The sequence below is a fragment of the Bacteroidota bacterium genome (assembly GCA_016714535.1).
Lineage (GTDB): Bacteria > Bacteroidota > Bacteroidia > AKYH767-A > OLB10 > JADKFV01.
The window spans coordinates 81,587-92,414 of record JADKDR010000001.1; the positions used below are offsets into that span (position 1 = coordinate 81,587).

Genomic DNA, 10,828 nt, shown 5'->3' on the forward strand with positions numbered 1-10,828 from the left:
ATGTCAATTAATAGTTTTCGCGAGTGGGTTAACCTGCGATTGTTTGGAAGCAAGCAAGCGGTGTTGCTCATGTTTTCAGGACTGAGTATTGCAGTTGCTATCTTAAGTTTTGCACTCATTGTATATATCGTGGGTTTCCCTCCTTCGCACGAAACTAATTATATACAAATGATTCTATTGAAATCCATTTTTGGATTTTATATGTTGAATTTTTTTGTTCGGTTTCTGTACACCTTTGAACCACGCAAATTTTTTAAACAAACAAGATTAGAATGGATTCTACTTTTATTGATTTTGATTGAGGCATTATCTACCTTACTATTCAACTTTCCAATTGGCGAAAATATACTGTCGGCCATACTGGGACATCACTCCATACGATTGTATTTGTTTTTGCTACTTACCTTTTTACTTACCTTGTTTATTATCAACTTTGCTAAGGCCAGCACATTTTTCGAATTTCTCACCTTGCATCCATCCACCTTATTCATCCTTTCTTTTATCTTATTAATTTCCATAGGTACAGGAGCATTAATGTTGCCAGCCATGCATTACGGACCTCCATCATTTATTATTTCGCTATTTACATCTACCAGTGCATGTTGTGTTACCGGCCTTACCGTAGTGGATACTGCAACTTATTTTACCTTAAAAGGTAAAATTGCCATTATGATACTCATTCAATTGGGTGGGTTAAGCATAATCTCGTTTGCCACTTTTTTTGCCTCCTTGTTTAACAAAGGCCTCGGCCTCAAGCATACTTCCCTAATGGCTGATTATTACAGCACCGATAGTATTCTTTCGGCAAAAAGTTTACTACGCCAGATTATTATAACCAGCCTGCTCATTGAAAGTGTTGCATCCGTTTTGTTATTTATCGAATTTGGATATTATGCTGATTTCCCAAGTTTTAAGAGTCAATTATTTACTGCAGTATTTCATTCGGTAAGCGCATTCAACAATGCTGGGTTCAGCACCTACAGTGGTAATTTGTATGAGCCGGTAATACGGCATGCAGTTGCATTACACCTAACTATTGGCGCTGTCATTTTTTTTGGAAGCCTTGGTTTTAGCACCATTCAGGAATTGTTTAACCCCTCCTATATTCGCGAACGCAGAAAAAGTAAGTGGCGCAAAATTTCTATTTCAAGTAAAATTGCTTTGTATAGCTCACTTTGGCTCATCGCAATCGGTTCCGCTATTTTTTTCTTTTACGAAAGAGATAATGCACTTGCCGAGTTCACCTTTGCCGAAAAAATAGGCGAGAGTATATTTATGGGTATCACACCCCGTACAGCCGGATTCAACTCGATGGATTATGGTGTGGTAAAAATTCCAACACTGATTGTTACCATTTTTCTAATGTTTGTAGGGGCATCTTCGGGAAGTACAGGTGGTGGTATCAAAACATCTACTTTTACCCTCTTGTTTGTTTCGGCATGGGCATCGGTGCGGGGTCAAAAAAATATTGAGCTATTTAAACACAGCATTGCCTGGGAATTGTTGAACAAAGCATTTTCTATTTTACTATTCTCAGCCACATTTTGTCTTGCTTGCTGGTTGGCACTGTGCACCATAGACCCGGGTATCGATCCTATGAAACTCCTGTTTGAAGAAGTGTCAGCCTTTGGCACAGTGGGTTTATCAACCGGCATTACCGCTTCATTAAGTCAGGCAAGTAAGTATATCATTATAGTTAGTATGTTTGTGGGCCGTGTAGGTACCATTACCCTGGCGCTAGCACTAAGCTCACAGGTAACAAGTACGCGCTACAAATATCCGGGTGCCCATTTCATGGTGGGTTAATTCTTTTTAAAAAAACAGCAATGGCCAAAACGGTAGTTCCATATAAAGATCAAAGCGACTCAAAGCGCAACCAGGTTGAGCAGATGTTCAATAAAATTGCACCACGCTACGATTTCCTTAATCATTTTCTTTCGTTGGGCATCGACAAAGCATGGCGCAAACATGCTATTCAATTATTAAAAATGGAAAAGCCCAAATCTATTTTAGACATTGCTACCGGTACGGGAGATTTTGCTTTTGAATCCTTTAATCGCATAAAGCCCGACCGCTTGGTTGGTGTTGATATTTCGGGCAAGATGCTGGATGTAGCTCGCAAAAAACTTGAAAAGAAAAACATTGGTAACCGCATTACCTTTTTACAAGGCGATGCCGAAGCTTTAAATTTTGAGAGCAACACTTTTGATGCTGCAACAGTTGCCTTTGGTGTACGAAATTTTGAAAATCTCGAAAAAGGATTGGCCGAAATAAATAGAGTGCTCAAACCAGGCGGTTTATTGATTGTGCTGGAATTTGGACAGCCTAAAAAATTCCCTGTTAAACAATTGTACCATTTCTACTCAAAAACAATATTGCCGGCCATTGGCCGTTTGGTATCGCATGATAAAGCTGCATATACATACCTGCCTGACTCCATTAATGCTTTTCCATCAGGCTTTAAGTTTATTGAGTTTTTGCATCGTACAGGCTTTCACGATTCGTTTTATCAAAAACTCACTTTCGGAATAGTGAATGTATACAAGTCGAAAAAAGCGGGAGGAGAAAATGAAGAATAAGTTGAAATATATAGCTCTTACATTAGTTGTAGTAGCAGCATGCTTTCGCTGCCAGGCGCAATATCGTATTGTAGAGAATTTGCCAAAATACGATCGTCAAAAAATACATTTTGGTTTTGCCATTGGTACCAACGTTACAGATTTTAAGTTGGTTAAAGTTGGTAACTTCAACTCCTTTGATTCATTATACATTCTTGACAATATAAAGCAAACAGGCTTCAACCTCAATATTATAAGCAATTTACACCTGGGCAACCATTTTGATTTTCGATTTATACCGGGGCTATCATTTGCACAACGCGATTTAAACTATACATTTTATTCCTTCGATTCAACTACCAAACTCATTAACAAACAAGTTGAATCATCCTTTCTGCAAGTACCCTTTTATTTAAAATTTAAATCGGAACGAGTAAATAATTACCGTGCATTTGTGCAGGCAGGTTTCGAGTACAATGTAGATATGGTATCGCAAGCCAAGGTAAAAAACAAAGACAAAGAATTTGTAAAACTTGGACGCAGAGATTATGGTTACTCCATTGGCATGGGTTTCGATTTTTATATGGAGATGTTTAAGTTTGGTATAGATGTGCGTATGTATCAGGGCTTAAACAATCTTAAAGTAGTGGACAATACCATTTATGCTCGAAGCATTTCTTCGCTGCGCTCACGCATTTTTACATTAACCCTTACATTTGAATAATGTTACCATAACCCTATACCATGCAAAACATCAACATCATTTTGCTACCACAACAGGCGGCCAATGATAACGAAATAGAAATTGCCCTTCGCAAACAATTACACCTTACTGCAGCTGACCGTCTTGCATTCAGTATTCAAAAAAAATCGATTGATGCACGTCAACGCTCTATAAAAATTCAACTATCAGTTAATTATTCCATTAACAGTGAGCTCGAAAAAGAGGAGGCAATCACCTTACCTTTGCAACAGGTAGGCAACTGCAAACCGCTGATTATAGTGGGCTGTGGCCCTGCAGGAATGTTTGCGGCACTCAAGGCTATTGAAAAAGGCCTGAAACCCATTGTGATAGAACAAGGTAAAAACGTGCGCGACCGCAGACGCGACCTTGCTGCCATAAACAAACAACGTATTGTAAACCCACATAGCAATTATTGCTTTGGCGAAGGTGGTGCCGGCACTTATAGCGATGGTAAACTCTATACACGCAGCGATAAACGTGGTAATGTGAAATCAATCTTAAACACCTTGGTATATTTTGGCGCTACCTCACAAATTTTGATCGAAGCACATCCACACATCGGCACCAATAAATTGCCCGTAATAATTGAAAAGATGCGTGATACCATCATTGATTGTGGTGGAGAAATACATTATAACACAAGCTTTCAAAATTTTTTGTTGCGTGGCAAAACCATCGAAGGTGTGAACGTAAAAGATGTGCACAGTGGGCATACACAAACTATTGCAGGCAATGCCGTAATACTTGCTACAGGCCACTCGGCACGCGATGTGTTTGAATATTTGCATCGCGAAAAAATTGCAATCGAAGCCAAACCTTTTGCGCTGGGGGTTCGTATTGAGCATCCGCAATCGCTTATAGACCAACTACAATACCATTGCGATGTTCGTGACGAATACCTTCCACCGGCATCGTATAAGCTCGCATTTACAAGCAATGACAACCGTGGTGTGTATTCCTTTTGCATGTGCCCGGGCGGCATTATAGCACCTGCAGCCACTGCCCCAAACGAACTTGTAGTAAATGGATGGTCGCCTTCGCGCAGAAATAATCCCTTTGCAAACAGCGGCATGGTAATAAGTATAAACGAAGATGACTTTGCTCCATATGCAAAACATGGCGAGTTGCGTGCACTTCAATTTCAAAAAGAAATTGAAAAAAAATGTTTCGAAGCCGGAGGCAGCAATCTTACTGCACCGGCACAACGCGTAATGGATTTTTGGAAAACAAAAAATCATCAACCTTACCTGCATGCAGCTATATTCCGGGGAATAAGTAGTGCAGCACTAACAGACATAATGCCAACTGCCGTTACAGAAATGCTTAAAACAGGTTTGAAAAATTTTGGAAATAAAATGCGCGGCTACCTTACCAACGAGGCTGTATTGGTAGCAACAGAGTCGCGCACCTCGTCACCGGTTCGCATACCTCGTTTAGCAGACACCTTGCAACATAGCGAAATTGTAGGGCTTTACCCATGTGCCGAGGGTGCAGGATATGCCGGTGGAATTGTAAGTGCAGCAATTGATGGCGAACGATGTGCTGCTGCTGCTTGTGATTTTTTAACATCGACTAGTAACTAAATTCTACTTGCTGACCTTACTCCTCTTGCTCTTCGTTTTAGCAAATTGCATATCCAATTCAATAGCCTCATGCAGCAGTTTTATGATAGCTTTATCATCAATCTCTTCGGCACTTTTAAATATCTTATAAAATATTTGCTTGTTAGTACCATGTGTAAGATAATGATCAGGGTCAATTAATCGGTTGCCATACCAATACCCTAACAGCACCCCTTCTTTAAAACCGCCTCGAGGAACCGAAGCAGGATATATCAGACATATTCCTTTGTTACCATAAAAATAAGGCACCCCATACGAAATTTTTTCGCGGCAATAAGATGGAAGAGTATCTTGAATAATTTGCCTCAACACATCGGTTATTAAACGCTCCTCTGCTGGCAAACGCAGCAACAATTCGGTTATATTATAATTGGCCATGAGTGATAAATTGAACTCAAACATACTTAAAAAACCCGCGGCTTCTTATTACCTTGCGGCAAATTTTCTGACTCAAAATTATTGAAATGAATAAAGCACAAGAAGCCTTTCAGCGACTGCTGACTATTATGGATGAATTGCGCGAAAAGTGCCCATGGGATAAAAAACAAACTATGGAAAGTATTCGTCATCTTACCATTGAAGAAGTGTATGAACTGGCCGATGCCATCCTTGAAAAGAACACCAATGAAATAAAAAATGAACTTGGCGACATCTTACTGCACATTGTATTCTATGCTAAAATTGCAAGCGAAACCAACGCCTTTGATATAACAGAGGTGATACATGCTATTTGCGACAAGCTTATTGTGCGGCACCCTCATATTTATAGCGATGTAAAAGCAGATGATGAAGAAACTGTAAAACGCAACTGGGAGCAGATAAAAATGAAAGAGGGAAAAAAATCGGTGCTCGAAGGTGTGCCCGCTTCGTTGCCATCTCTTGTTAAAGCAATTCGGATACAAGAAAAAGCGCGTGGGGCAGGTTTTGATTGGGACCAGGTAGCACAGGTACGTGCTAAAGTGGAGGAAGAATTTTCGGAACTAAATCAAGAGATTGCCATTGGCAATCAGGAACGAATAACACAGGAGTTTGGCGACTTACTTTTTTCACTTATAAATTACGCCCGTTTTGTAAATGTAAATCCGGAAGAAGCATTAGAACGAACCAATAAAAAATTTATGAAGCGATTTATGCATATGGAAGAAGCGGTAGCCCAAGCCGGAAAAGCCTTAGCGCAAATGAATCTTGATGAAATGGATGTTTACTGGAATAAAGCCAAAGAGGTATTTAGGTAAAATTATTGCTAGATCTAGTTTACACTTATTACAACAGGCAGTATTGAAATTCAACATGTCATTTTGATTATAAAACATTTGAGTTAAAACGTATATAAGTATCGTAACAGCTGCCGAATTATTTAACTAGAATAATGCTGGTTTCTGCTTATGTGAACCAGTCTCTCGAAAATATTTTACAAATTATTAATAGCTCGCTAACAAACAAGTTACTTATTACGTACTGTACTTTATTATTAATAATTTAAAACCCATTTATTATGAAAAAAAAATTTACCTTCTTGTGTCTGACTATTTGTTTGACTGTCCAATTTCAAGTTGCTTTGGCGTGTGTAGATCCCACACCACCAGCACCAAAAGTTAATACCAAAGTTGATTCTACATTTACGCATGTAGAGTTTACAATCAAAGACCTGAAAACTGCAGGCGGTACTGCAGGCGAATACTGCACGTGCGGGTATTATGCGATTCAAAATTGGATCGACAATATTTATTATGTGGCATTTGTTGACAGTGGCACTACCAATCCAATCCCGTTTTTTAATCCATGGGGTGCAAACAACAGTGCTTCGGTAGCCTGGAGTGCTCTATTCCCAAATGGCAATTCACCAGCCGCCTTTGTTGCAGATGTTACATCTGGAGGAATGCCAACAAATGTTCCTGTTGATTTAATTATTAAAGGCACCTTAAAGTCATGGGTAACAAAATTGTTTCTTGACTCAGTCTATTCCAATCCCAGCGAATTAACGTTAGGTACTGATGCATTTGATTACAACTTGGGAGTTTTAGGAAACATGCATCAGGCGGTAAGAACCCTTGATAATAGTGGAGGCTATACCGAAGTACCTGCTGCCTATTTTTCTAATAGCATTGATGAGTCGGCCGTTGCTCACCAAATTTTATTTGTTCCAAATCCTGCAAAAGATAAGATTGTATTTCCTCGCCTCACAAATGGCAAGGAGTATAACCTTACCATAATGGATAGCAAAGGCGCTGCTGTATTGATACAGAATGTCAGCTTTAATAAATCAACCGTGGCGCTTGATAATTTAGTAGAAGGACTATATCTTATTAGTCTTGTTTCGGGAGAAGAAAAGATTACTCAGAAATTGCTTGTAGAAAAGAAATAGCAATAAAAAATTTGAATAAGACCATCGGATGCATATTGTGCCCGATGGTTTTTTATTTTATACGAAAATAAATTGAAATTCTGGTTTCGTATTAGACATTCCTTTTAAATGTCAAATTCAACTTGCAAGGTCAGTCCTTATGTTATGATTAATAATTTCTACTCACCAATATCCTCACTCCAAAGCTCCGGATTTTGTTTTATAAAATCCTGCATCATTTCGATACACTCATCTAGGTTAAGGTCAATAACCTCCACCCCATGTTGTTCCATAAATTCGCGCGCTCCGGCAAACGTAACCGACTCTCCTACTATCACCTTGCGAATCTTAAACTGAACGATGGTGCCCGCACACATGTAGCAAGGCATGAGTGTTGAATAAATAATAGTATCGCGATAACTACCAATTCGTCCTGCATTATTAAGGCAATCCATTTCGCCATGAAGTATAGGATTTTTTTCCTGTACCCGTTTGTTATGTCCCGAGGCAATTAACTCTCCATTACGCATGAGGACGGAGCCAATGGGAATTCCACCTTCATCAAGCCCCTTGCGCGCCTCGTCAATAGCGAGTTGCATAAATTTATCTTTTTGCATAGGTCAACATTTTTAGCAAAAGTAAGAATTGCAATTGAGCAGTTCTAATAATTTCATAGTTGGAAAATAATTGCAACCTTGCACAAAAAATAAACACAGATATGAAAATTACATTTCATGGCGCAGCACAAACAGTAACCGGCAGCAAGCATCTTATTACCTTAAATAATGGAAAAAAATTATTGCTCGATTGTGGGCTGTTTCAGGGCCTTGGCTCTGATAACGATACATTTAACCGTCATTTTGGTTTTGCGCCACACGAGATAGATTACCTGATACTATCGCATGCTCATATTGATCACAGCGGTAACATACCATACTTATGTGCACAAGGATATAAAGGAAAAATATTTGCAACACCAGCAACCATAGACTTGTGCGAAATTCTGTTGCAAGACAGTGCCCACATACATGAACAAGACGTAGTGTTTTTAAATAAAAAGCGAGCAAAAAAAAATCAGAAACCACTTGAAGCGCTTTATACTATCGAAGATGCGAAGGCGTGCATGAATCAATTTATTCCGGTAGTGCTAGACACGTGGGAACGAATTGATGATGATATCGAATTTATGTTTACCGATGCCGGCCACATATTGGGAAGTGCAGCAGTTAACATAAATATTTACGAGGATGATAAAGCTACCCGCGTATTTTTTAGTGGCGATATTGGGAGGTACTCTGATAAAATAATGCGTCCACCTCAACCTTTTCCACAAGCTGATGTGATTATTTGCGAAAGCACGTATGGCGATAGCCTGCATGACAAAACCGAAGATGCCGAATCACATATGGCACGTGCCATAATGGAAACTTGCTTTAAACGCAAGGGTCGTGTTATTATTCCTGCATTTTCGCTTGGCCGCACACAAGAGTTGGTTTATACCATTGACCGATTAATTACGAATAAGATAATTCCTCCCATCGATGTTTATATTGATAGCCCATTGTCGGTAAGTGCAACCAATATTATGCGCAAGCATACCGAGTCATTTAACGATTCGGTTAAAGAGTATATGAAACGTGATGACGACCCGTTTGGTTTTGAAAAATGTCATTACATAAAAGAGGTAGCCCAATCAAAAGCATTGAACTCAACCAAAAACCCGGGTGTAATAATTGCAGCTTCGGGCATGACCGAAGCAGGACGCATAAAACATCACATTGCCAACAATGTAGAGGATAATAAAGATTTGATATTGATAGTTGGATACTTGCCCAGCGAATCGATTGGTGGGCAACTATTGCAAGGTGCAGAAGAAATACGTGTGTTTGGAGAAAAGAAAAAAGTGCGTTGTGCTGTTGACAAGATAGGTGCTTACAGCGCTCATGCCGACTATGGTGAAATGCTTCAATACTTAAGTTGCCAAAATAAAAGCAAAGTGAAAAAAATATTTTTGGTTCATGGTGAAATTAAAAGACAAACCGCATGGAAAAATCATTTGCTTGATAATGGATATACTAATATTGAAATTCCTTCAAGGGGACAATCGTTTACTATTTAATAAAACAACGGTGATGAATTCAAAACTAATTTTATGGATGGCACTTGGGTGCTTTCATGGTTATGCACAAAACGTAAACTGGGGCTGAAGGCTCGAAATTACTACCACCTTAAACGTACAAACTTTTACCTGTTCTGATTACTACCCTAAACAAATAATTGCATAACACAACACGATAGCAGTGTTAACGATCTGTCTTATACCGAGGGGGGCCTTCACGTAAATCTTCGATAAGCGCGAATTTCGATGTGTATTGGTATCATAATCAAAGCAACCTAACTCCATCGCATCGCTACAAGAAAAACGCAAAGCCCTATTTTGTAACTCACGCTCGGTATTGGATATACGCGATTTTAGCTTTATTCGACCATTTTCCACACGCTTATCTAAAATCCTCTCTTGCCAAATCTATTTTTCTAACTATATCCATATTCGTTTGCAGGCAACACATTAACTTCTCTATTAATTAATTAAACGGAAGCAGGTCAATATTTTCTTCATTATACGCAGGCACTAATGCCAGATTGGGTTTTTCTAACTTCAATCAAAATAATTTCCGAGACTAAAAAAAAAGGCAACCATAAGGTTGCCCTGTACTGCATTCGAACTTACAATGCTTATTGTATAATATTTCTGGCAATTACCGGTGCAATTATTCCGTTGGCTTCAAATGCTTTTTTAATTCCTTCCTGAATTTCAAAATAAACACTCCAGTAATCTTCTACTGTTGTATATGGCAGTACCGCAATATTTACAGCACTATCGCCAAATCCTGAAAAATTTACTGAAGGAGCAGGCGTGCGCAACACCTTGGGATGAGCAGTAAGCACAGGCATGATGGTTTCGCGTACTTTTTGAAAATCATTTTTGGGAGATACCGACAAGTTAATGCCTACACGAATATTTCCTTCTTTACTATAATTTACAATTGTACCATTGCTCAATGCACCATTCGCAAGAATTACTGTTTTATTGTCAGCCGTTAAAAGTATGGTATTAAAAATCTGAATATCCTTAACTACCCCGGTTTGTCCTTGCGCTTCTATAAGGTCTCCAATTTTAAATGGTTTGAAAATTAACGTCAACACCCCACCGGCAAAGTTTGCAAGGCTGCCTTGCAATGCCAAACCAACAGCAAGACCCGCAGCTCCTAATATGGCAACAAAGGATGATGTTTGAATGCCCAACATTCCCGCCACGCTTACTATTAATATCACTTTAAGACCGATGCTGACAATACTTCGTAAAAATGAACGAAGCGAAACATCCATATCCCGTCTTTGCATGCCCTTATCGGCCAGGGCGCCAAGCCTGCCAATAATCCACATACCGATTATAAGAACAATTATCGCGCCCGCCACTTTGGGGGCATAATTGGCTATTACAGAGCCAATGCTGTTTGTGATGTTTGCTAAATCTAACATAGAGTTTATTTTTTGA

Annotated in this window: 11 protein-coding genes; 7 read left to right on the top strand and 4 right to left on the bottom strand. The window is 39.2% G+C overall.

The window, feature by feature from the left end:
• The 4 genes from IPO27_00390 to IPO27_00405 are packed head-to-tail and all read left to right on the top strand — an operon-like array spanning window position 1 to window position 4,886.
• On the top strand, window positions 1-1,806 hold the full coding sequence (locus IPO27_00390) for an ATPase (GenBank protein MBK8845074.1): 1,806 nt from the start codon (window positions 1-3) through the stop codon (window positions 1,804-1,806).
• Between the two features lie 20 nt (window positions 1,807-1,826).
• A complete protein-coding gene (gene ubiE, locus IPO27_00395; protein MBK8845075.1) occupies window positions 1,827-2,579 on the top strand; it encodes a bifunctional demethylmenaquinone methyltransferase/2-methoxy-6-polyprenyl-1,4-benzoquinol methylase UbiE in 753 nt (250 codons plus the stop codon).
• Window positions 2,569-3,282, top strand: a complete 714-nt coding sequence (locus tag IPO27_00400) for a PorT family protein (protein MBK8845076.1) — start codon at window positions 2,569-2,571, stop codon at window positions 3,280-3,282. The genes ubiE and IPO27_00400 overlap by 11 nt, the downstream gene beginning before the upstream one ends.
• Window positions 3,283-3,302: 20 nt before the next feature.
• Window positions 3,303-4,886, top strand: coding sequence for an FAD-binding protein (locus IPO27_00405; GenBank protein ID MBK8845077.1), 1,584 nt, complete (start codon window positions 3,303-3,305; stop codon window positions 4,884-4,886).
• A 3-nt stretch (window positions 4,887-4,889) separates the two neighbouring features.
• Here the strand turns inward: IPO27_00405 and IPO27_00410 are convergent, their stop codons facing one another.
• Window positions 4,890-5,303, bottom strand: coding sequence for a DUF1801 domain-containing protein (locus tag IPO27_00410; protein MBK8845078.1), 414 nt, complete (start codon window positions 5,301-5,303; stop codon window positions 4,890-4,892).
• Between the two features lie 86 nt (window positions 5,304-5,389).
• Here IPO27_00410 and mazG point away from each other — a divergent pair, with 86 nt between their 5' ends.
• Both mazG and IPO27_00420 read left to right on the top strand, forming a co-directional pair.
• Window positions 5,390-6,160: a nucleoside triphosphate pyrophosphohydrolase gene (mazG, locus tag IPO27_00415; protein MBK8845079.1), complete on the top strand. Its 771-nt coding sequence runs from the start codon at window positions 5,390-5,392 to the stop codon at window positions 6,158-6,160.
• A 260-nt stretch (window positions 6,161-6,420) separates the two neighbouring features.
• Window positions 6,421-7,290, top strand: a complete 870-nt coding sequence (locus IPO27_00420; protein MBK8845080.1) for a T9SS type A sorting domain-containing protein — start codon at window positions 6,421-6,423, stop codon at window positions 7,288-7,290.
• A 158-nt stretch (window positions 7,291-7,448) separates the two neighbouring features.
• Here the strand turns inward: IPO27_00420 and IPO27_00425 are convergent, their stop codons facing one another.
• Entirely contained in the window at window positions 7,449-7,886 is a 438-nt protein-coding gene (locus IPO27_00425; protein MBK8845081.1) for a nucleoside deaminase, read from the bottom strand.
• Between the two features lie 101 nt (window positions 7,887-7,987).
• Between IPO27_00425 and IPO27_00430 the strand changes: the two genes are divergently transcribed.
• A complete protein-coding gene (locus tag IPO27_00430) occupies window positions 7,988-9,388 on the top strand; it encodes an MBL fold metallo-hydrolase (GenBank protein MBK8845082.1) in 1,401 nt (466 codons plus the stop codon).
• A 141-nt stretch (window positions 9,389-9,529) separates the two neighbouring features.
• On the opposite strand, the gene IPO27_00435 is transcribed toward IPO27_00430, so the two are convergent.
• Both IPO27_00435 and IPO27_00440 read right to left on the bottom strand, forming a co-directional pair.
• Window positions 9,530-9,766 carry a hypothetical protein gene (locus IPO27_00435; GenBank protein MBK8845083.1) on the bottom strand — a complete coding sequence of 79 codons (237 nt, stop codon included), beginning with the start codon at window positions 9,764-9,766 and terminating at the stop codon, window positions 9,530-9,532.
• 239 nt (window positions 9,767-10,005) lie between these two features.
• Window positions 10,006-10,812, bottom strand: a complete 807-nt coding sequence (locus tag IPO27_00440; protein ID MBK8845084.1) for a mechanosensitive ion channel — start codon at window positions 10,810-10,812, stop codon at window positions 10,006-10,008.
• Between the last annotated feature and the right edge of the window lie 16 nt (window positions 10,813-10,828).

Excerpts from the sequence above, each read along its gene's own strand:
- IPO27_00390 (MBK8845074.1), top strand. The coding sequence starts at position 1 with ATGTCAATTAATAGTTTTCGCGAGTGGGTTAACCTGCGATTGTTTGGA.
- ubiE (MBK8845075.1), top strand. The coding sequence starts at position 1,827 with ATGGCCAAAACGGTAGTTCCATATAAAGATCAAAGCGACTCAAAGCGC.
- IPO27_00400 (MBK8845076.1), top strand. The coding sequence starts at position 2,569 with ATGAAGAATAAGTTGAAATATATAGCTCTTACATTAGTTGTAGTAGCA.
- IPO27_00405 (MBK8845077.1), top strand. The coding sequence starts at position 3,303 with ATGCAAAACATCAACATCATTTTGCTACCACAACAGGCGGCCAATGAT.
- IPO27_00410 (MBK8845078.1), bottom strand. The coding sequence starts at position 5,303 with ATGGCCAATTATAATATAACCGAATTGTTGCTGCGTTTGCCAGCAGAG.
- mazG (MBK8845079.1), top strand. The coding sequence starts at position 5,390 with ATGAATAAAGCACAAGAAGCCTTTCAGCGACTGCTGACTATTATGGAT.
- IPO27_00420 (MBK8845080.1), top strand. The coding sequence starts at position 6,421 with ATGAAAAAAAAATTTACCTTCTTGTGTCTGACTATTTGTTTGACTGTC.
- IPO27_00425 (MBK8845081.1), bottom strand. The coding sequence starts at position 7,886 with ATGCAAAAAGATAAATTTATGCAACTCGCTATTGACGAGGCGCGCAAG.
- IPO27_00430 (MBK8845082.1), top strand. The coding sequence starts at position 7,988 with ATGAAAATTACATTTCATGGCGCAGCACAAACAGTAACCGGCAGCAAG.
- IPO27_00440 (MBK8845084.1), bottom strand. The coding sequence starts at position 10,812 with ATGTTAGATTTAGCAAACATCACAAACAGCATTGGCTCTGTAATAGCC.